Raw genomic sequence first — 19616 nt, 5'->3', positions numbered from 1 at the left:
TGCCGCGCCCGGCGCCGGTTGCGCGGGTTCGGCGAATTTTGCGCCGCCGTCGTTGGCCATATAGACGACTGCCCGGGCGATTTCGAAGTCGCTATAGTCGTCGGGGCTGGTGCCGCCGCGTGCGGGCATGGCGCCTTTGCCGGTGAGCGCGTTGTGGAGCAGGGTGTCGTAGCCTTGCGCGATGCGCGGCGCCCAGTCGCCGGCGTTGCCGAACTTGGGTGCGCCGGCTACGCCTGCCGTGTGGCAGGTCGTGCAGACGGCCTTGAAGACTTCTTCGCCGGTCTTGTACACGTGCGGGGCGTTGGCGTCGCGTATGTCGACTTGCGCCACCGGGGCGATGCGGGCGGCGACGGCTGTGTCGGAGAGGGAATCGGTGCCGGCGCCGGTGCGCGTCGAGTTATTGACGTAGACGGCCAGCAGGACGATCACGACGATCGGAATGGCAAACCCGGCGACGATTGCCGCAATGAGTTGGCCGGGCGTTTTGATCGGGACTCCGTGGGGTGCTTCACTCATGCTCGTCTCGTCTCCCTTTTATTTGTGAGTCGGTTCAGCAACAGCGTGACAGCAACAACGACTTTCTGGGGTGTTCGTGATCGTTTTCACCAGCACGGTCGATTATAGACGGAACGTTTACGTGGCGGCGTGCCCGGCGAGGCCTGTCGCAGCGCGTGTTAACCCGGATTTCGGCGATTCTGGCGAGGGCGTTCGAGGGCTCGGTTATCGGGTGGCCTGGTCCTTGCGGTGGACGAATCGGCGGAAAACAGGTATTGTTTCGGACTCGCAGCGGCCCTGCCTCCATTGTTTTGTATATGGAACGCGGTGCCCCCGCTCATACGCGCCCGTAGCTCAATGGATAGAGTACTGCCCTCCGAAGGCAGGGGTTGCTGGTTCGATCCCAGCCGGGCGCACCATCCAGTTTTCCTCAGAAATCCCCTGAAATCCTGAAAACACTTGCCAGACAAGGCGTTGCGGGAAATTTGCGTCCGGGGAAAGCCAAAGCATTCCCGTAAAGTCCGGCGTTTGCATGTACCCGGCGGTGTCCCCCAAAATGGTTTTTCCTCAATTTCGCTTTTGGGGTACACCATGGGACAGCTCACCGACTGGATGACGGGAATCGTGATGTCGTTACCAGGCGGCACAGCGCGGCAATGCTAGTCACATGCCACCTGGATCCGGGAATGCTCTCAGGCCAAGACGCCGCCACCATCGGTCACGATCGTCTGCCCGGTCACGAACCCGTTGTTCATCAGATAGACGTACGTCTGGGCAATATCATCGGCCTCGCCGGCACGCCCGACCGGTAACCTCGAACCGGCGTACAAGTACATCGCTTCACGATCGCTCTCCGGAACATTTGACCACAGCGGCGTGCGCACCAGACCTGGGCTGACAATATTGACGCGCAGCGGCGCAAGCTCGACCGCGAGGGCACGCGTGAGGGCTTCCATCGCACCGCAAATGCTTGCGACAGTCGTCCATCCTTTCATCGGCCGCGCACCGGCGGTGCCGCTGGTGAGCACGATCGATCCACCCTGCCGAATGAATATTAGGTGCTGCTGTTTTCACTGCGGCCATCGCGCCAAACATACGCACGTCGAACGCCTTGCGTACCGCGTTGATGTCCGTACTCGCGAGTTCGCCGAGTTGCAGACTTTCGCCAGCTGTATAGACCAGATGATCGAAGCTGCCGATCTCCGCAAACAATCGACTCACCGAACTGGCGTTGTTCAGGTCAGCGACCTGGCCATCCGCACCCGGGCCAAGCGCGGTGACAGCCGCCGCAACTTTATGCTCACGTGAGGACGACACAACGACCGTCGCCCCCTGCGCCAGCGCTGCACGCGCGGTGGCAAATCCGATGCCGGATGTACCGCCCAGTATCACGACTTTCTTGTCTTGCAGATCACTGCCCATGTCTACCCTTTATCAGTTGCGCCACATGGCGTGACTCGAATTGTGATTACACTGGTGAACTTGATAAACGATCATTTATTTCTCACACTCATAACTGGCGCTTCTGAATGGATCGTTTCGTCAGCATGTCGGTCTTCGTGCGGGTCGTCGAGCGCGGCAGCTTTGCCGCCGCCGCAGAAGGCAGCGGCATGACAGCGACCATGGTCGGAAATCACATCCGCGCGCTCGAAGATCGGCTCGGCGCGCGCCTGCTCAACCGCACCACACGGCGGCAAAGCTTGACCGACACGGGCCGCGGCTACTACGAACAGTGCATAAGCATTCTGGCGCAGCTTCAGGCGGCGGAAGGCGATGCCCGCGACATCCGCGCACGGCCGCGCGGTCGCCTGCGCGTGAGCGTGCCGGTGATGTATGGCACCTTTAAACTTGCGCCCGCGATGAGCGACTATCTCGAGTCCAACCCGGAAGTTCATGTGGAGTTGGCGCTGACCGACCGGTTCGTCGATCTCGCCGATGAGGGCTTTGAAGTGGCGATCCGCGTCGGCGCCCTGCGGGATCCGAATCTGATCGCGCGATCGCTGGCACCCTCGCGACTCATTGTCTGCGCGTCGCCCGCGTATCTTTCACGGCACGGAACGCCAGCAACGCCTAAGGATCTGGAAAGGCATCACTGCCTCGCGATCGGATTTGCCGGCGGCCCGGAACGCAATTGGCGCTTCACCCTCGCCGACGGTTCGGAACAGACTGTGCGTGTACCAGGCCGCCTCGATATCAGCGGCGGCGGCATGGCCCTGGGTGAAGCGGCGCTCGCCGGTCTCGGCATCATTCTCCAGCCGGAGTTGCTGGTAGAGCAGGATATTGCCGCCGGAAAACTGATCCGATTGCTTGCCGACACGCCTGCGCCGGTATATCCGGTGCATCTTGTCTACCTGCCGGAACGCAAGCTGACGGCCAAGCTTGCCAGTTTCATCGCCTTCGTGGTTGCCCGATTCGGTCCGGAAACGGAGTAACCGCGAGTCAGTCGGAAGCGCTTTGGCTGTTCTCGCAGGCCGTGTGTGAATGGATTAGCAGACCGTGAGGCGTCTAACCATTTTCTAGGGAGATGTGGGTGACCTGTGAGCAATGCTCTGATTGGTGCGTGCGTTATTCGATTCACCATCCTCGCGAGTTGCGGAATGCGATACAGATCGCCGCACAAAATATCGCGGACAAGACGCTCGTCGAAGTCGTTGCCGACCCGATGCTTTGCTCTATCACCTTTAGCGAACTCGCGAACGGTGGCGCGTGGGACGATTTCGTCGAGTATCATTTCCGCTGTCTGCATTGTGGCGAGGAGTTCTGGTTACATGCCGAGACGTACCACGGTAGCGGTGGATATTGGGAGCCGCGGAATTTCACATCCATACGCGAAAATATCTCGAACTAATTACTGGCAGCCATCTACAGTGACGCCCGTCCGGGTCTGTGACCGAAAACAATGAATGCGGAACTCCTACAGAAAACTAACTCCGCCTTGTCCGATGTTGAAGTATTGATGACCGGTGGCGGTGCCAACATGCACAGCATTCATCGTCAACTTATGTGGTGTCGCGCACAGGTCATCGGAGAACCGTCGGAGCCTAAACAGGGGCCGCTCACGATGAGTTTGATCGCAACCCGAGAACTCGACATGTGGGGCGATAACTCAGACTTGGCGGCCTTAATCAGCCACATACAGCGTGCCGTCGAGTAAGTTGAGTGGCCGCTTGCGGCGAGTCCGAAGGTCCGCATCACGCCCTGAGGTGCTCAGTCGAGGTTTTTCATGTGCGCGTTGTTGAGTGCGGGGTTTCACAGGCGTTTTATTTAGCTGAATTTTTTCAGTGAACGCCGAAGAACAAGCTGATAAGGCATTTTTTTAGGATCCTTATGGTCAATGTATACCGCAGTGACCGATATATAAGCCGCAGGTCTTGCGGTTGACATTACGTTAGGCGTCAATCGAAAGGAAGGCATGAAAATGACACGGGTCCGAGTTGAGGGCTTTACCATCTCGCTTGACGGATACGGAGCTGGTCCGAATCAGGACATCAGGAATCCGCTCGGCGTGGGCGGCACAGATTTGCACCAGTGGTTAGTTCCGACACGCACGTTCCAACGGACCCTATTTGGCGCCGACGGTGGCACAACGGGGATCGATGACGACTTCGCTGCGCGGGGCTTCAAGAATGTTGGCGCCTGGATTCTCGGAAGAAACATGTTCGGACCGATTCGCGGTTCCTGGCCCGACATGAACTGGAAAGGCTGGTGGGGAGACAACCCACCCTATCACGTTCCAACTTTCATCTTGACTCATCACGCGCGCCCGCCCATCCAGATGGAAGGCGGAACGACATTCTACTTCGTCACGGGCGGTATTCACGAGGCGCTTGACCGGGCGCGCGACGCCGCCAACGGTATGGATGTGCGCATTGGCGGCGGACCTGACACTATCCAGCAATATCTTCGTGCGGGCCTCATTGATGAGCTGCACGTCGCTATCTCGCCGGTCCTGCTGGGCCGGGGAGAGCGACTGTTCGAGGGGATTGACGCGCGCGCTCTTGGATACGAATGCGTTCAGTTCGTTGCGTCGGAGAAAGCCACCCATGTTGTACTCCGGCGCCAAGGGCACAATGACGCCTAACAACCGGTTGCAGCGGACGGCGCTGCCGCGCCGTCCGCTGCAACCGGAACGTTGTGGGTTTTTCTTTGATTGAGGCGCCAATGTTCTTGCTCGATTCCGCGGTCGCATTACGAGAAAACGCCCACGGCAGATCATCGCGATGGACGCATCTCTGCAATCGGGTCCGGGCACCGGTCCAGGAATGGCAAAAACAAATACGTGCGACGCGTGCGGCAGCCTCCGTGGCCACCCACAACCCGGCGGCCAACGGGGAATCGCCAGCAGGCGCTGCACTTCGATTTGAAGCACCGGTGGCGGGGACCCCGTTACCTCTACGTGGCAGGTATCGGGAAACGGCTATGACCGCTGTGGGTCGACCGGGGAAGGTCGCGTGAGACTGCCAGTGGCCACTGGCTGAGAACGCGAAAATAAATGTCCAATCGGCAACTTGCAATCATAGCCACATGTGAAGGACCGGCCGGTCCCAGGGAACAGAGGCGGACGAAGGTTTGGTTCCGGTAATTCGAGCGCCCATGCGTTGGTAAAATCCGACTGATGGTGGGTGGGATACGATGAGAACCTTCGTCGCTCCGATCACCTGGGCATGCGCGCACATATGCTGAAAGAGAAACTTGCCCACACTTTTACCTTGTGCTGCGTCGGAGACGAACAGCAAGTCTAGTTCCGCTACGGGCGCGGTGACTAAACTGTAGAAGCCCAAAATGCCGATTTCATGCTCGACGACGAAGACCTCGTCCTTCGCAATCTGCGCGGGCGTCACTTCGTAGGACGCCAATATCTGCGCATAATGCCCAACATATGCTGTAGATGAACGCATCAATGCGGTCAAAGAATTGGCGTCTCCGCCAATCGCCCTTCGAATTGTCGCCGGATATCTCATTAGCAGCTCATAACGGAGCTTATTGGACCGCGCTGTTTATCGGGTTGTTCGATGCCTGCCATCCTCTCCAGGAATGTGAGTGTGCCACCACGCGTGCTGGCAGACATCGAACAGGCCTCGATGAAGGAAATCGTGTTAGACAGAAGCCGGCCACAACCGGTCGGTCGACATCTCTGCGTGAATCGTTGCGTGAATCGTTGACACTGACAGAATCAAAGATGCCGGGTTTCCGATGGCGGATTGCCCCAATCGTTTTGCAGGCCATTCACGTAGACAATCGGTGCACTCAACGCTTCGTCAACGTCAAGGTCATCGACGCACATGATGTTGATATTAATGTATGGGAATCCAGTTTCGTTTGGCATATCAATGCGATCAAATACGTGGACGCCGCACCGCTTGCAGAACGGATGATGTGCAACCGGGTTTTTGCCCCGATATACCATCAGTGCATTTTCATCGGAAAGAAGACGCAACGCCTCTGGGCGAACATTGACGAGCCAGAGCCGCACTTTGCTACAGAAGGTGCAGTTGCATCTCACTGTGCCCTGGCTGAAATCAATCTGAGCTTCGAACCTCACTGATTGGCAATGGCAACCTCCTCGATATGTCCGCAGCATTGAGCGCTCCTATGGATTGAGATGCGCTCAGCATGATTCGGGTTTGTCAGCCAAGGGGAATATCGAGCGCTGCTAAAGGCTAGCATTTCGATCAGGCATGGGCAACGCTGCGCGTTGCCTCGCACCAATTGGGACCAACCCGTACGTCAACAGGTGGGAATATCGTTCTAGCTTAGGGGCAAATGAGTCGTCGGCATGGATCCGTTGCAGTTCAACACGGCCAGGCGAACGGCCGCTTTAGAGAAAGCCGAGAGGCGGCTGGTGTTCAACGTGCTGATTGGAAATCGCGACGACCATCTGCGCAATCGTGGATGTATACGAGAGCCGACCGGCTGGCGGCTGTCTCCCGCGTTCGATATGAACCCGAGTGCAAGCAAGCTGGAGCATACGTTGAGCATTGACGGGAAAAGCGCTGCGCCTGATATGAACGCTGTGCTTGAGACGGCGGCGTTTTATCGGCTGACCGAAGGTGAGGCCAAACAGGTCGTCGCGGACATCCGGAAAGTGGTCTCAACGTGGCGCGACGAGGCGGCCCGACTGAAATTATCGCGTCAGGAAATACAGCGTATGGAACCGGTCTTTGCCCGCGTCGATCATTAGTGCACGTTACAAGCGGCCGACTCACTACGCCCCAACCGTCCCATACCCAAACCCCCGCCCCATCAAATATCGCCGATACCCCACCGAGAGCCGATCACACACCTGATGCAATTCAGCATTCGGATCGAGCGGTAACCGCTTCGGCCATTGCGACTCCACAATCGGCGTGTCCTGCATCAATATCCGCATATTGAAGTCGTACAGCTCCTGATCGGAGTGCATGAGTTCATCCTCGAACACCGACACCAGCCACGCCCGCGTCTCCGTTTCACTCACCGGCGACGCCACCAGCAACAAATGCAACGCGCCTTCACCGCGCTGCGCAACCTTCGACAAACTCGCCACCAGAGGCCGTTTCACGCGATACACATACTCGATATCCGCACCTTCCTGTCCCGGCAACCCAGCCGGCTGCCAGAAACGGCACTGCCTGGCCTCCAGCCCGCCATCCGTTTCAATTACTTCGTAATCCTGCACTTCAGCATGCGATGTGTCGCCGAGAATGCCGGTGTGCACGAACGGGAAGTGCGCCATATCGAGGAAATTTTCCACCACGCGCGGTGCCGATGAACGCACCGTCTGTGCCGCGAGATTGATCCTGCGCGCGCCGGGCGTGTCGTACTCCGGAAAGACATCGAGCGGACGCGAAGGCTCGCCGAGACATGTCCACACCAGGCCGTATTTCTCCTCCACGCGATACGTCCGAGCGCACGCGCGCTTCGCGGGTCGTATCGATGGATTGGCAGGAATGTGGATGCACTGGCCGTCGGCATCGTAGCGCCAGCCGTGATAAGGACACGCCAGCCAACCGTCCGTCACCGTGCCCAACGATAATTGCGCCCCGCGATGCGGACAGACATCGCGCCAGACGTGGACATCGGTGGAAGTATCGGAAGCGCCCGCGTCATTGCCAGCCTCCGACGCGTGGCGCCAGACCACCAGCCGTTCACCCGCCACGACAAACCCGCGCGACTGCCCGGCGGACACATCGGCGCTATTACATATAGGCAGCCATTCGCCAAGCAAAGCAGCATCGGGCGCGGCACCAGAAGTGCTGAACGCGTCGCTCATGTCGTTAGAAGAAGAGGAAGAAGCAGCAGGTTCGAAGGGTCGCATCGAGTGGCAATAGGCCCGCGTAGTAAATGACGATTAAAAAAACAACACGAAACGCTACCTCCACGCCACGCCGAAACGCAAGCCGCCAAAACTCGGCGCCCCGCTGAATCCGCTGAATACCAATTTGCCACCCAGCCGCCGGATAGTGCGGTTTTCAGCCACTTTTCAACGACGCAGTACGATTGCAATTCTGCACTACGCAGTCACTGCAGAAAACGCGGCGTCGATCGGGACTTCAGGAATCACTATCAGGATCAGGGAGACTCAGAATGGGGCAGACGAATGACCCCGTGCAGCGGCCGCGCGGTTATGTGTGGTCCCCTAATCTCGACCCGGAAAAAGAGCAGGCGACGCTGAGAGTCATACTGGGCGGTCTCGCACTGGCCGTCTACGGCACGCTTGCATGGTCCGGTTCAACGCCCGCCGTCATCGCCAGCTTCCACGCGCTCGCGCTCTATCTGATCTACGGCGTCGCGACCCGGCTAATCATCAGCAGAATGCCGCGGCAGTCGAATCTGCGCCTCGCGTTCACGACCGTCGCGGATCAGGCGCTCCTCGCCGTCGTCCTCGGCGCCGGCGGAGCGTTCGCGCTGCCCATGCTCTGGGCCGTCTTCCTTTTTCTGATCGGCGCAGGCGGACGCTACGGCAAGCGCGCGCTGGCGCTGTCGTGTGGAACGGCCCTGGTAGGGATCGTCGCGTTGTCCGTCTTGCAACCATGGTGGATGCTCAACCGCTCAGCGGCGCTCGGGATCGGCTTGAGCGTGCTCGGGGCGTCGGTGTATCTCGGCGTGATGATCGGCCGGCTCGGCAGCGCGAACCGCGACCTCGCGCTCAAGGCGGGCACCGACCCGCTCACGGGGCTGAGCAACCGCTACATGCTGGAGCAGACCATCGGCCGGGCGGTGATGGCGATATCGACGGGACAGGAAGGCGCGACCGCGCTGCTGCTGATCGATCTCGATGGTTTCAAGGAGGTCAACGACACCTTCGGCCACGAAGTCGGCGACGCCGTGCTGCAAACGTTCGCGGCGCTGCTCGTGAGAAGGGTGCGGACCACCGATACGGTCGCGCGGCTCGGCGGCGATGAATTCGTCGTGCTGGCGCGCCACGTGACGGGAGCCGGCGCCGTGCAGACGGTGGCAAACAGCGTGCACGCGGTGCTGGCGGAAATGACGTCGGTGCAGGACCGGGTGGTGAATGTATCGGCGAGCATTGGCGCGTGCCTGATTTCGCCGGACCTCACGCCGGGTTATACCGATATTGCCGTGCTGATGCGCGCCGCCGATCGCGCGATGTATCGCGCGAAGGCGCTCGGCAAAGGCCAGACGGTCTTCGCCGAAAGCGCGGATTTCGATACCTGATCCACTCTCAAGCGCAGGACTTCAAGCCTCCACGCCCGACCACGCCTGCTCCCGCAACTTCGCCCGCAGCCGCGCGACGGCCTGGCTATGCAACTGGCACACACGCGATTCGCTGACTTCCATCACCGCGCCTATTTCACGCAGATTCAAGCCTTTCTCGTAATACAGGCTCATCAGCAGCTTTTCGCGCTCGGGCAATTTATCGATGGCATCCACCAGCGCCGAGCGCAAGCTGCCGTCAAGCAACGCGGAAAGCGGATCGGCTTTGTCGACGCAATAACGGTCGAGAAACGGCTCGTCATCGGAAGAGCGGTCGAAGTCTTCGTAGTAGATCAACTGGCTGCCATGCAGATCCTGCAGCATGGTCTGATATTCACCGAGCGGCATGTTGAGATGCTCGGCAATTTCCTGTTCGCTGGCCGACCGGCCGAGATGCTGCTCGACCTTGTGCACCGCCGATTCCACTTCGCGCGATGTCTTGCGCATGCTGCGCGGCAGCCAGTCGTTGGCGCGCAGCTCGTCGAGCATCGCGCCGCGAATCCGCTGGCTGGCGTAGGTCTCGAATTGCGCGCCCTGATCTTCCTTATAGCGGCTCGCCGCATCCAGCAAGCCGATCATGCCGGCCTGGATCAGGTCGTCGAGATCGACGCTGGCGGGCATCTTCGCGACGAGCTGCAGCCCGAGCCGGCGCACCAGCGGCGCGTAGCGGGTAAGAACCTCGGACTGTGACAGTTTTCCCTGGGCGTTATACATCGCATTCACCTTGTTCCTTCTCTTGCGGCATCACACGGACGCGGGGCTGCTCATCGCAAGCTGCATCAATGGCGTTTCGGCGCGGCGTACCGCGCCGGAGTTGATCGAACGCTCCAACCCGTGCTGCGTCTCCGTTCGCACGGATTGCACGGGCCATTCAAATTGCGACGCTTGCGGCATCGGCCAGTACTGCAATTCGGCGGCAATCTGCCGATAATCCCGGGCGGCGGCCGTCGCCGGAAAGGCTTCCACTGCGCAGCGCGACAGCTCGTGCGCCCGCGCCACGCGCGGATCTTCGGCCACGCAACCTGCCGGCATGAGCTGCACCGCGAGGTAGCGGCTTGCGACGCCCGCGAGGTTGTCGAAGGCGATTTGCGCGTCGGCGCCGTTCTTCACGTGATTCACGACAACCCGGAACCGCCCGATGGCATGCGCGTAGTGCAGGCGCTTGATGCAGGCGTACGCCTCGGTGATCGCGGCGGGCGCTACGCGCGTCACGATCACGAAGTCGTGCGCCTGCGCTGCCAGTGAAGACAGCGCGCCGCTGCGATCCAGTTGAGTATCGATAATGACGACATCGGCGGGACCGTCGAGCAGCACCCGGCAATGCGCGGCATCCTGGCTGATGCGTTCGTCACGAGGTGCGGCGATGACCGAAAAGCCGAACGGCGTACGCGTGACGGCATCCTGTAAAAAGCGCTTGCCGGACAACACGGCGGCCAGTGCGCCGGTGGCGGGCACCTTGGCGAGCCGGCTCGCCGACATCTCGTTCTGGCGTTCATCGATGACCAGCACGTCCTTGCCTTGCGCGGCGAGGGCGGCGGCCAGATTGACGACCGTCGCCGTATTGCCGGTTCCCCCTAGTCCACCTGCCGGGGCGCCGCACACCGCGACGACCCGAGAGCCGTTGCGTGTCAGCAGACGGCGCAAGCCTTCAGCCTGATCGGACACGAACTTATCCAAAGTGAACCTCGTGCAGTTCGGTGGAGGCGCGCGCGGAGAGCGCGGACAGGAGCGGCGGCACGTCGTCGTCTTGCGGCACGAATGGCGAGCCGTCGCGCGGGATGCAAAACGCGCTTTTAATCAGGAAGCGCTTGGTCGCAACGTACAGGTTTTCCGGCACTTTCTGACCCGTCGATACGTAATGCACCGGCAGCTTGTAGCGGATCACGGTGTCGAGCACGCCGCCCAGATTCGTGGCTTCGTCGAGCTTGGTCAGGATGCAGCCCGCGAGCGGCGGCTGGTCCGGCGTGCTCTGGTACGCCTGCACGACTTCGTTCAAGGTATCGCCGTGGCTGGTTGCGTTCAGCAGCAGCAGGCGCTGCACGGGGTGACCGGCGCCGCAGAGCATCGCGATGTGGTCGGAGACGGTACGGTCGCGCTGGCTCATGCCGATGGTGTCGATCAGCACGATGTGTTTATTGCGCAGTTCGGAGAGCGCGAGTTGCAGGTCGGCCGCGTCTTTCACTGCATGCACCGATACCCCGAGGATCTTGCCGAAAATGCGCAGCTGTTCGTGCGCGCCGATCCGGTAGCTGTCGGTGGTGAGCAGCGCGACCTTGCTGGCGCCGAAGCGCATCACGCAGCGTGCGGCGAGCTTGGCGGTGGTCGTGGTCTTGCCCACGCCCGTTGGGCCCATCAGCGCGAATACGCCGCCGCGGTTCATCATCGATTCTTCGCTGTCCATGACGGGCAGGTTGTTCTCGAGCACTTGCTGGACCCATTGCATCGACGCTTCGGCGTGTTCGATCTCCGGCATGTTGTCGATCACCATGCGGACCAGTTGCGCCGAGAAACCGGCGGCGAACAGGCGCTTGGTCAACGCGGCGTGATTGGGGCTGCGGCGCTGGCGATCGCCCCACAGCAAGCCGGCGAAGTGCTCTTCCATCATGCCGCGCATCGACGAAAGTTCATGCATGACGGTGTCGTTCACGACTTGCTCCATGCGCACTCGGATGGCTTCAGTGACTGCGGCAGCCGCCGATGCCGGCAGGCCCGCGAATGCGCCTTCCTGCATCGAGCTGGCGCTCTGCGCTGCCGGCGGCTGGGTTTGCGTCTGCAGTTGCGCGATCTTTTGTTCCGCGCGGCGGGCAACGGCCTGGGCTGCTTCGCGGGTCCATCCGAGGGCTTCCGCCGGGTCTTGCAGCGTGACGGGCACGGGACTGCCCATTCCCTTCGCAATTGCCGTCGATGCGTTCAGCGCACGTTGCGGCGCACCCTCGGCCGCCGATTGCACCACCCGGCGCGCGTGCTCGATCAGCCAGGGATTCGATTCGGCCATCGTGCGCGAGGTGTCGTCCGGCTGTTCGTCGGGTTGCAAGTCGTCCAGCGGCTCGGGAGCCGCGCCGAACACCGACGAAAAGACATCGCCGCTGGCGTACGGGTTGGCATTCGAATGGGACTGCGAGTGGGGCTGTGGGTGGGACTGTGACGCGGACTGTGACGGCGACTGGTTTCCGGTCGATGCCCTCAGCTTCATCTCGCGGTGCTGAGCGGCCGCTTTCGGAGAGATTTTCGCAAGATCGCCGTCCGCAACCGCCACGATCTCGACGCTGCCGTCTTCCGTTACCCGGTTCGACAACACCACCGCATCGGGGCCCAGTGCCTCACGGACGAGCCGGAACGCTTCGCGACTCGTGGCACCGATGAATTTGCGGATGTTCATTTACCCCCCGATGAGCTTGCACTCACGTTGATCTGTTGCGGTTGACCGGTTGCGCCACGTCTTGGGCGACGTACCGTTTTCCTGTGAATGAATTATTGCAAGGGTCGTTGGCAGGCCATCGGCTGATAAGAGCCGGGAAAGCGGGGTAATTCGCGAGATCGATGCTGGAGGCGGAGGACGGGCGCCCCCGGGAGAATGGTCGGTGGTGCAAACGTCAGATGATTGTGGTGCCGAATGTTTCTGAATGGTGCAGCGGTAAGCGAAGACTTCTTGAAGCGTTTCAACTCCCGCCTTGTTATCCGGTTTCAGCGTCCGGCCGATTATTTCGTATTCCGCTTTATTGTTGAGAAAAATGGTGTCGGTGAATTATGGATAATTAATTTGTTTGAGTTTTAGAAATGATTTTCACACAAAACGAAAATGAATGAACAATGCGTGAATCAATGAAATATCTGTCGTGAATGGAGGAGAAGATCCATATAATAATTCGAAGAAAAGTCAAATAATTTGCGATATTGAAATAATCGTTTCACGTCGCAAGATTAATCAAGGAACACCAGAATGCTTCAAAAACTGTTTCGCGCGGACCCTTTTTCGTTACCATTCGACGAGCAAAGGAGCGCACTGGTCATAATCGACATGCAACGCGATTTTGTCGAGCCGGGGGATTGGGTGAGGCATTGGGAAACAACGTCTCTCTGGTGCGCGGCGCGATTGTCTCAAGCTGGAAGGTGTTGAAAGCAGCGCGCGATTCGAAGCTGCTGGTCATTCACACGCGCGAGGGCTACCGTGCCGATCTGGCCGATTGTCCGCCTTCGAAACTGACGCGCGGCGGCAAGACATTTATTGGTGCCGACGGTCCCATGGGCCGCGTTCTGATTCGCGGCGAAGCGGGCCACGACATCATTCCCGAGCTTTATCCGGCGCTAGGTGTGCCCATTATCGATAAACCCGGCAAGGGCGCGTTCCATGAAACCGACTTGCACTTGATTCTGCAAAACCACTCGATCAGAACGCTCATTGTCTGCGGCGTGAGCACCGAGGCCAGCGTGTCCACCACCGTTCGCGAAGCCAATGACCGTGGCGACGAATGCATTATCCCGGCGGATTGCGTCGGTTCGTATTTCCCCGAATTCCAGAAGTCCGCAATCGACATGATCAGGGCGCAGGGCGCGATGTCGGGCTGGGTGAGCGACGCCGCGGCTATTGTCGACGGCTTGCGCGGCGGATGCCGCCTGGACCCGGGATGCGACTTATCACCTTTACCGTGTGCTCGATCGGTTACCTGGCGGAACATGGGCCGCGCGAGACGCTGCGGTTCTGGGTCCACAGCCGCTTTCAGCATGCGTTGAATCTGTCTCATCGGCAGGCGGCGAGTTGCTGACCTTGCTCAGCCCGCGTTGTCAGAACCTGCCGACGGCCATTCGGCTCGAAACCCCTCCGGGCTGGGATTGGAGCCATCAGTCGTACTCGCGGCAGCCCATCACGCCAGCCCATCACGCTGGAGAACAACGAGTTGCGCGGCGCGCTATGGCGTGCGGATCTGAGCCGCGCGCCGTGCTGGCGGCCGGGGGCGCCAAGAATACATGATGGCCATGCGTTGAACGCTGTGCAGGCGGCTTATCCGGCGCTGGCTGGCCAGTTGTCCCAGTATTGTCTGCAGCGAGAGGTGCGCAGCAGTTAGCAGTTGCTGCCTGGCGGGCCGTCGATCGGACGCGTGCCCCGCCTGAACCCCGGCGATGCGAGCGTGGAGCTGGAAGGAGGTGTATCGGAGCTGATGGGGTACGGCTCGGGGCTGACGCCCGCCGGCGACGATTACCTGTTCGGTTATCTCGCGGCGTTGTGGCCTTGGCAGCACAGGGCGCCTGTAGCCGCGCACCTGAAGCTATTGCGCCCGGCGATAAGAAATCAGCTTCATCGGACCACGGGTATCGGCCGCCACTATCTGAGCCTTGTGTTGCACGGGCACTATTCGCAATCCGTCGATCATTTGACGACCATGCTGATCAGCGCCAAGCCGCCGGCGGATGTGGCGTTCGCCGCAATCGGCGTCATGCAGTGCGGATCGTCATCCGGGGCCGAGTGTCTTGCCGGTTTTTTGCACGGGATCAGCACGCTTGAGAAAGTAGCGCAGGAGCAAATGAGCGGACGCTTTACCCTTGCGCGCCAATCAGATTCACGACCTTTATGTTTCTCGTGTCAGGGACTTCCGCGTAGGACAGCACCTTCAACTGCGGCAAGCTCCTTCTCAGGAACCGGGCGAGCATCGCTCGCAACGAGTGCTGGACCAAAAGTACCGGCGGCAATCCTATGTTCTGCTGACGCGCGATTGCGTTTTGCGTCGAGTTTAATAATGTCTGCGCCAAGCCGGGTTCCAGTCCGGGATTCGCACCGGTCGCCAATGCCTGCGACAACACCCGCTCTAGCGCCGGGTCCAGTCCCATCACCTGCAGCTCTCCGCTGCCCGGATACCACTGCTGCGTAATCGCCCGGCCCAGGGACAAACGCACCGCCGCCGTCAGGTCGTATGCATCCGCTATCTTCGGCGCATGTTCCTGCAACGCGTCCAGGATCGTGCGCATGTCGCGGATCGGAACGCCTTCCTCCAGCAAGTTCTGCAGAACCTTCTGCAAGGTGGTCAGCGCCAGCGTCTTTGGCACCAGATCGTCAATCAACGAAGGCGTGTCCTTCCCGACGCGCTCCAGCAACGCCTGGACTTCCTGGCGGCCCAGCAATTCCGCGGCGTGCGTCACGACCAGATGGTTGAGGTGGGTCGCCACCACGGTGCTTGCATCGACAACGGTGTAGCCATACACCTGCGCCTGTTCACGCAAGTTCGTATCGATCCACACCGCCGGCAAACCAAACGCCGGATCTTGTGTCGGATTTCCCGGCAAGGCCGCCGAGACCTGGCCCGGGTTGATTGCAAGCCACTGGCCAGGAAATGCTTCCCCAACGCCCACCTCCACGCCCTTCAGCGCAATCCGATAACCGTTCGGACGCAATTCCAGGTTGTCGCGGATATGGATCACCGGCGGCAAGAAACCAATTTCCTGCGCGAACTTCTTGCGAATGCCCTTGATCCGTTTCAACAACTCGCCGTCGGCGTTCCGGTCGACCAGCGGTATCAGCCGATACCCCACCTCGAGCCCCAACGGATCGATCATCGCGACATCGTCCCAGCTCGCTTCCGTATTTTCGATGGGTGCAGCGGCAGTGGGCACAAGGTCGGTCACCGTGCCCGCTTTCTTCTTTGCCAGGATGCGCTGGTTCATCGAACGCGCGGCGTACACCAGGCCGCCGCCCAGCAGCAAGAACGCAAAATGCGGCATACCGGGAATCAACCCCATGATCCCGATGATCACGCCCGTAATCATCAACACGCGCGGATTGTTGAATAACTGCCCGGTCAACTGCGTGCCGATGTCCTCTTCGGTCGCCACCCGCGACACGATCACGCCCGCAGCCGTCGAAATGATCAGCGAAGGAATCTGCGCGACGAGGCCATCGCCGATGGTCAGCAACGTGTAGTTCGTGGCGGCGTGCGCGAAGTCCATGTCGTGCTGGAGCATCCCGACAATCAAGCCGCCCACGATGTTGATCACCATGATCATCAAGCCCGCGATTGCGTCGCCGCGCACGAACTTGCTCGCGCCGTCCATGGAGCCGTAGAACTCCGCTTCCTGCGCGACCTGCAAGCGGCGCTTGCGGGCCTGATCTTCGTTGATGAGGCCGGCGTTCAGGTCGGCATCGATAGCCATCTGCTTGCCCGGCATGGCGTCGAGGGTGAAGCGCGCGCCGACTTCGGCGATCCGCCCCGCGCCCTTCGTGATCACCATGAAGTTGATGATCATCAGGATCACGAACACAACGATACCAACCGCGAAATTCCCGCCCACCAGGAAGTGGCCAAAGGATTCGATCACCTGGCCGGCGGCGTCGGGACCGGTATGGCCCTCGAGCAGCACGATCCGCGTGGAGGCCACGTTCAGCGACAAACGCAGCAGCGTGGAGAACAGCAGCACGCTTGGGAACGCGGCGAAGTCGAGCGGTTTTTGCGTGTACATGCTGACCAGCAGCACCATCACGGACAGCGCGATGTTGAACGTGAACAGCAAGTCGAGCAAAAAGGCCGGCAACGGCAAGATCATCATGCCGAGGATCATGCAGATCAGCACCGGCCCGGCGAGGGCCCGTAAATTCTGCGATCCCAGTGCGTCGGGGCGCTTGGAGAAAAATCCGGCGCGCGCGTTCATGCTGTGCTTCCTTTCATCGGGTCATTTCCGGGTGGTTCTTCCGCGAGCGCTTCGGCGGCTTCCTGATCGGCTTCGGCTTCCGGGACGCTGCCTTTGTCGAGCTCGGGAGGAACCTCGAGGTTCTCGGGTTCATCCGGCTTCGTGCCGCCGTCTTTCTTGAACTTGCGTAACTGATACACCCACGCCAGCACCTGCGCGACGGCGCCATACAGCGCGCCCGGAATCTCGCGGTCGATGTCCACGTTGTGATACAGCGCCCGTGCAAGCGGCGGCGCTTCGAGCAGCGGCACGTTGTGTTCGAGCGCCAGTTCGCGAATACGCGTGGCGACGAGGTTCACGCCCTTCGCGACAACCTTCGGCGCGCGCATTTCGCCGTCGGCATATTTCAGCGCAACGGCGAAGTGGGTCGGGTTGGTGACGATCACGTCGGCGGTCGGCACCGCGGTCATCATCCGGCGCCGCGCCGCGGCGCGCTGCTGCGCACGAATGCGGGCCTTCACTGCTGGATCGCCATCGCTTTCACGATGCTCGCGTTTCACTTCTTCCTTGCTCATCCGCAGCTTCTTGGCGTGCGTCCAGAGCTGGTAGGGGACGTCGAGCGCGGCAACGACAAACAATCCGGCGATCGCCATGCCGCAGCACACGATGAGCAGATGCATGGCGTCGGCGAGTGCGAGGTCGAGCGGCTTCGTGAGGAGGCCGAGCACTTCGTCCTTGCGGGTCCACATCGCCCAGCCGGCAAGCCCACCGACCACGAGCGTCTTGAGGATCGACATGCCGAGCGCGATCGGCCCTTGCGACGAGAAGATCTTGCCAAGGCCGCTGATGGGGTTCAGCCGGCTGAAATTGGGCGCCATCGGTTTGGTGCTGAGCAGCCAGCCGCCGAGCGCCATTGGCGCGCATATGGCGGCCAGGCCCGTCAGTGCGAGCACCGGAAGCAAGGCCATGAAACCTTCCTTGCCGGCAGCGGCTGCGCCGATCAGCATCTGGTTGGTATCGAGGACGGTGTTGTGATTGAACGTGAATGCGCCGCGCAAGATGGCCTGCATGTGCTGGCTGATAGGACCGGACAGGCCCCAGATGCCAAAGAATCCGGCCGCTAACAATGCGAACGACGTGAGTTCCCGCGAGCGCGCGACTTGGCCTTCCTCCCGCGCCTTTTCGATGCGCTTGGGAGTGGCTGATTCGGTCTTTTCGACGTCGCTCTCTTCTGCCACTTCGCTTCACTCCGATCCTGCGGGCTTTCGGCGAAGGCCTGACGCATTGATCCAGTGAAGCGATTATTACGAAAAGCAGTAAGCGGCCATCGCTTGATCAGGGTGGAGAAACGGCGGTAATTCGGGCGATGGGGCGGGCGTGAAGCCAATGCGGCGGCGCCAAACTAAAAACGCGCCGGTCCTTGGCAGGAACCGGCGCGCAGTGCAGCGCATTGCATCGATGAATCTACACCCCGTAAATCCCCGGCACGCGGCCATCGGGACCATAGAAGGCCGACTTGGGCGGAGCCAGGGTCAGCGCAGCGAGTGCATTGCGGTTGTATTCCATGCGCGAGCGGATCAGCACGCCGATGTCGTTATTGCCACGCCGCGCACGCCCCGCCGCCGCCAGCAATTCCTGCCAATGGGCGCTCAACGCTTCGTTGCCGGTGACGGCTTGCTCCATGCCGACAAAACCCTTCGGCAAGCCGAGCGCGCCAAGTTGCTCGTCGCGCTGGCGTTCCAGCGCGGCAAGCTGCTCGGTCAAGGCGGTTTTTTGTTCGATGATCGAAGGCAGCGTATCGAGCGGCGAGGCCGCGGTGAGCGCTTTCCCTTCGTGGGCAAGGAGCGACTCGAACGCCTGAACGGCAGCGGTTTCGTCGATAACAGTGGCAAGCAGGGCGTCTTTCATGGGCGACTCGTTAAAAACACCGGCCCGCTTTCATAGCGGTACCAAGGTCGAAAAAAAGCCGCCCGGCGCTGCATCGTCGAAACGATGCGTCTATCTGAAACTTACCTTCCACGTGTCGCTGGCTCGCTCTGGGCGTCGCCTGCAATACGTAGCCGTTATGTTCAGCCGCCGGCCGGCGGGGTACGCGTTTGCATCAATTCATGTGCGCTGCTGAGCATGCCGTTGGCGACCGCGCCCGAATCGACCTTGTAGCTGCCGTTGTTCAGCGAGGCCTTGATCGACGCGACTTTCGCCGTATCGATGTCCGAGGTGCCCGAGGTGCGCAAATCCGTCGATAACGCCGACAAGCTCACCGTCGAATTCGAACCGCCGGTGCTGGCGGTGCTGCTGCCGGTCGTGCTGGTGCCTTGCGCGTCGGCTTGCGCCGTGCGTTGTTGTGCAGCTTCTTGCAAAGCTGCGAGCTGAGTAGTGTTGCTGGAATCGATTTTCACGATGGTCTTCCCTGACGATGTGATCCCTTTATCGGCGGACCCACGTAAAAACTTTAACCTTCCTGCCGCCCGGAACCCGCGCCCGTCAGTCTCATTTCCCGCTCAGCCTTACCAGGCAAGCCGGATAAGGAATTGCAACAATTTGAAACAAGTGAGGGATAACCCACATAGGCGGTCTGCGGGTTGTTTTTCAAAGCTGGATCTCCACCGTCGAGGCGTCCTTCACGACGCCGGAAATGATCTGTCCCCCGGCTGTTTTGACACGGACCTGCTGACCGGGCGCGGCGTTATTCATGGCGCTGCCTTCGGCCGATATCGAAAAGCCCGCGCCGTTTGTCACTACGTGTACGGTCTGGCCGATCACGACGGCGCCCGCGCCGCGCAGCATGTCGGTGCGCAGCGGCAGGCCCG

At 60.5% G+C, this 19616-nt stretch carries 20 protein-coding genes, 1 tRNA gene and 2 pseudogenes; 9 read left to right on the top strand and 14 right to left on the bottom strand.

Annotation, left to right across the window (positions count from 1 at the left end; all coding sequences use genetic code 11):
* Window positions 1-516 (bottom strand): c-type cytochrome (locus EOS_RS26570; RefSeq protein ID WP_047895168.1); only part of this gene is annotated, 516 nt, incomplete at its 3' end.
* Window positions 517-838: 322 nt separating this feature from the next.
* Here EOS_RS26570 and EOS_RS26565 point away from each other — a divergent pair.
* Window positions 839-914 (top strand) — tRNA-Arg (locus tag EOS_RS26565).
* A gap of 273 nt (window positions 915-1187) precedes the next feature.
* Here EOS_RS26565 and EOS_RS48810 read toward each other — a convergent pair.
* Together EOS_RS48810 and EOS_RS48805 are read right to left on the bottom strand one after the other, a co-directional pair.
* Window positions 1188-1523 (bottom strand): SDR family oxidoreductase, encoded by a 336-nt coding sequence (locus EOS_RS48810; RefSeq protein ID WP_268760357.1) that lies wholly within the window; start codon window positions 1521-1523, stop codon window positions 1188-1190.
* A gap of 79 nt (window positions 1524-1602) precedes the next feature.
* A pseudogene (locus EOS_RS48805) lies at window positions 1603-1917 on the bottom strand (SDR family NAD(P)-dependent oxidoreductase); the annotation flags it as partial.
* A gap of 107 nt (window positions 1918-2024) precedes the next feature.
* Between EOS_RS48805 and EOS_RS26555 the strand changes: the two are divergent.
* The 4 genes from EOS_RS26555 (at window position 2025) to EOS_RS26540 (ending at window position 4576) form a co-directional block, all read left to right on the top strand.
* The gene (locus EOS_RS26555) at window positions 2025-2927 is read left to right on the top strand and encodes a LysR family transcriptional regulator (protein ID WP_047895167.1); all 903 of its coding nucleotides are present in this window, start codon (window positions 2025-2027) and stop codon (window positions 2925-2927) included.
* Window positions 2928-3025: 98 nt separating this feature from the next.
* On the top strand, window positions 3026-3343 hold the full coding sequence (locus EOS_RS26550; protein ID WP_047895171.1) for a hypothetical protein: 318 nt from the start codon (window positions 3026-3028) through the stop codon (window positions 3341-3343).
* Window positions 3344-3394: 51 nt separating this feature from the next.
* Complete coding sequence (locus EOS_RS47170; protein WP_047895166.1) at window positions 3395-3649, top strand: hypothetical protein; 255 nt, start codon at window positions 3395-3397, stop codon at window positions 3647-3649.
* A 264-nt stretch (window positions 3650-3913) separates the two neighbouring features.
* A complete protein-coding gene (locus tag EOS_RS26540) occupies window positions 3914-4576 on the top strand; it encodes a dihydrofolate reductase family protein (RefSeq protein ID WP_047895170.1) in 663 nt (220 codons plus the stop codon).
* Window positions 4577-5009: 433 nt separating this feature from the next.
* On the opposite strand, the gene EOS_RS26535 is transcribed toward EOS_RS26540, so the two are convergent.
* A complete protein-coding gene (locus tag EOS_RS26535; protein WP_200908711.1) occupies window positions 5010-5405 on the bottom strand; it encodes a GNAT family N-acetyltransferase in 396 nt (131 codons plus the stop codon).
* Window positions 5406-5668: 263 nt separating this feature from the next.
* Complete coding sequence (locus EOS_RS49545) at window positions 5669-6076, bottom strand: GFA family protein (RefSeq protein WP_047895164.1); 408 nt, start codon at window positions 6074-6076, stop codon at window positions 5669-5671.
* A 195-nt stretch (window positions 6077-6271) separates the two neighbouring features.
* Between EOS_RS49545 and EOS_RS26525 the strand changes: the two genes are divergently transcribed.
* Complete coding sequence (locus EOS_RS26525; protein WP_047895163.1) at window positions 6272-6676, top strand: HipA domain-containing protein; 405 nt, start codon at window positions 6272-6274, stop codon at window positions 6674-6676.
* Between the two features lie 24 nt (window positions 6677-6700).
* Here EOS_RS26525 and EOS_RS26520 read toward each other — a convergent pair whose 3' ends face one another.
* A complete protein-coding gene (locus EOS_RS26520) occupies window positions 6701-7792 on the bottom strand; it encodes an aromatic ring-hydroxylating oxygenase subunit alpha (protein ID WP_235442977.1) in 1092 nt (363 codons plus the stop codon).
* A gap of 269 nt (window positions 7793-8061) precedes the next feature.
* Here EOS_RS26520 and EOS_RS26515 point away from each other — a divergent pair, with 269 nt between their 5' ends.
* Window positions 8062-9153, top strand: a complete 1092-nt coding sequence (locus EOS_RS26515; RefSeq protein WP_047895161.1) for a GGDEF domain-containing protein — start codon at window positions 8062-8064, stop codon at window positions 9151-9153.
* 21 nt (window positions 9154-9174) lie between these two features.
* Here the strand turns inward: EOS_RS26515 and EOS_RS26510 are convergent, their stop codons facing one another.
* The 3 genes from EOS_RS26510 to flhF are packed head-to-tail and all read right to left on the bottom strand — an operon-like array spanning window position 9175 to window position 12571.
* Complete coding sequence (locus EOS_RS26510; protein WP_047895160.1) at window positions 9175-9906, bottom strand: RNA polymerase sigma factor FliA; 732 nt, start codon at window positions 9904-9906, stop codon at window positions 9175-9177.
* Window positions 9907-9936: 30 nt separating this feature from the next.
* Window positions 9937-10869, bottom strand: a complete 933-nt coding sequence (locus EOS_RS26505) for a MinD/ParA family ATP-binding protein (RefSeq protein WP_082163534.1) — start codon at window positions 10867-10869, stop codon at window positions 9937-9939.
* A complete protein-coding gene (flhF, locus tag EOS_RS26500) occupies window positions 10862-12571 on the bottom strand; it encodes a flagellar biosynthesis protein FlhF (RefSeq protein WP_047895159.1) in 1710 nt (569 codons plus the stop codon). The genes EOS_RS26505 and flhF overlap by 8 nt, the downstream gene beginning before the upstream one ends.
* A 668-nt stretch (window positions 12572-13239) precedes the next feature.
* Here flhF and EOS_RS26495 point away from each other — a divergent pair.
* Complete coding sequence (locus EOS_RS26495) at window positions 13240-13923, top strand: cysteine hydrolase family protein (RefSeq protein WP_326972951.1); 684 nt, start codon at window positions 13240-13242, stop codon at window positions 13921-13923.
* A 425-nt stretch (window positions 13924-14348) separates the two neighbouring features.
* Window positions 14349-14666, top strand: a pseudogene (locus EOS_RS49340) (oxamate carbamoyltransferase subunit AllH family protein); the annotation flags it as partial.
* A gap of 58 nt (window positions 14667-14724) precedes the next feature.
* Here EOS_RS49340 and flhA read toward each other — a convergent pair.
* The 5 genes from flhA to flgA form a co-directional block, all read right to left on the bottom strand.
* Window positions 14725-16827: a flagellar biosynthesis protein FlhA gene (flhA, locus tag EOS_RS26490; RefSeq protein ID WP_047895158.1), complete on the bottom strand. Its 2103-nt coding sequence runs from the start codon at window positions 16825-16827 to the stop codon at window positions 14725-14727.
* Window positions 16824-18044 (bottom strand): flagellar biosynthesis protein FlhB, encoded by a 1221-nt coding sequence (gene flhB / locus EOS_RS26485; protein ID WP_047895157.1) that lies wholly within the window; start codon window positions 18042-18044, stop codon window positions 16824-16826. Before flhB ends, flhA begins: the two co-directional genes overlap by 4 nt.
* Window positions 18045-18270: 226 nt before the next feature.
* Window positions 18271-18714 (bottom strand): flagella synthesis protein FlgN, encoded by a 444-nt coding sequence (locus tag EOS_RS26480; protein WP_047895156.1) that lies wholly within the window; start codon window positions 18712-18714, stop codon window positions 18271-18273.
* Between the two features lie 161 nt (window positions 18715-18875).
* Window positions 18876-19205, bottom strand: coding sequence for a flagellar biosynthesis anti-sigma factor FlgM (gene flgM / locus EOS_RS26475; RefSeq protein WP_047895155.1), 330 nt, complete (start codon window positions 19203-19205; stop codon window positions 18876-18878).
* A gap of 190 nt (window positions 19206-19395) precedes the next feature.
* Window positions 19396-19616 (bottom strand): flagellar basal body P-ring formation chaperone FlgA (gene flgA, locus EOS_RS26470; RefSeq protein ID WP_047895154.1); only part of this gene is annotated, 221 nt, incomplete at its 5' end.

Origin of the sequence: Caballeronia mineralivorans PML1(12) (assembly GCF_001028175.1) — a bacterium.
GTDB classification, from domain to species: domain Bacteria; phylum Pseudomonadota; class Gammaproteobacteria; order Burkholderiales; family Burkholderiaceae; genus Caballeronia; species Caballeronia mineralivorans.
Note: the sequence above shows the minus strand (reverse complement) of the source record. Positions and strands in the feature narration are given on the sequence as shown.

Coding starts and splice junctions, on each gene's coding strand:
- EOS_RS26555 (WP_047895167.1), top strand. CDS start 2,025: ATGGATCGTTTCGTCAGCATGTCGGTCTTCGTGCGGGTCGTCGAGCGC.
- EOS_RS47170 (WP_047895166.1), top strand. CDS start 3,395: ATGAATGCGGAACTCCTACAGAAAACTAACTCCGCCTTGTCCGATGTT.
- EOS_RS26540 (WP_047895170.1), top strand. CDS start 3,914: ATGACACGGGTCCGAGTTGAGGGCTTTACCATCTCGCTTGACGGATAC.
- EOS_RS49545 (WP_047895164.1), bottom strand. CDS start 6,076: ATGCTGCGGACATATCGAGGAGGTTGCCATTGCCAATCAGTGAGGTTC.
- EOS_RS26525 (WP_047895163.1), top strand. CDS start 6,272: ATGGATCCGTTGCAGTTCAACACGGCCAGGCGAACGGCCGCTTTAGAG.
- EOS_RS26520 (WP_235442977.1), bottom strand. CDS start 7,792: ATGCGACCCTTCGAACCTGCTGCTTCTTCCTCTTCTTCTAACGACATG.
- EOS_RS26515 (WP_047895161.1), top strand. CDS start 8,062: ATGGGGCAGACGAATGACCCCGTGCAGCGGCCGCGCGGTTATGTGTGG.
- EOS_RS26510 (WP_047895160.1), bottom strand. CDS start 9,906: ATGTATAACGCCCAGGGAAAACTGTCACAGTCCGAGGTTCTTACCCGC.
- flhF (WP_047895159.1), bottom strand. CDS start 12,571: ATGAACATCCGCAAATTCATCGGTGCCACGAGTCGCGAAGCGTTCCGG.
- flhA (WP_047895158.1), bottom strand. CDS start 16,827: ATGAACGCGCGCGCCGGATTTTTCTCCAAGCGCCCCGACGCACTGGGA.
- EOS_RS26480 (WP_047895156.1), bottom strand. CDS start 18,714: ATGAAAGACGCCCTGCTTGCCACTGTTATCGACGAAACCGCTGCCGTT.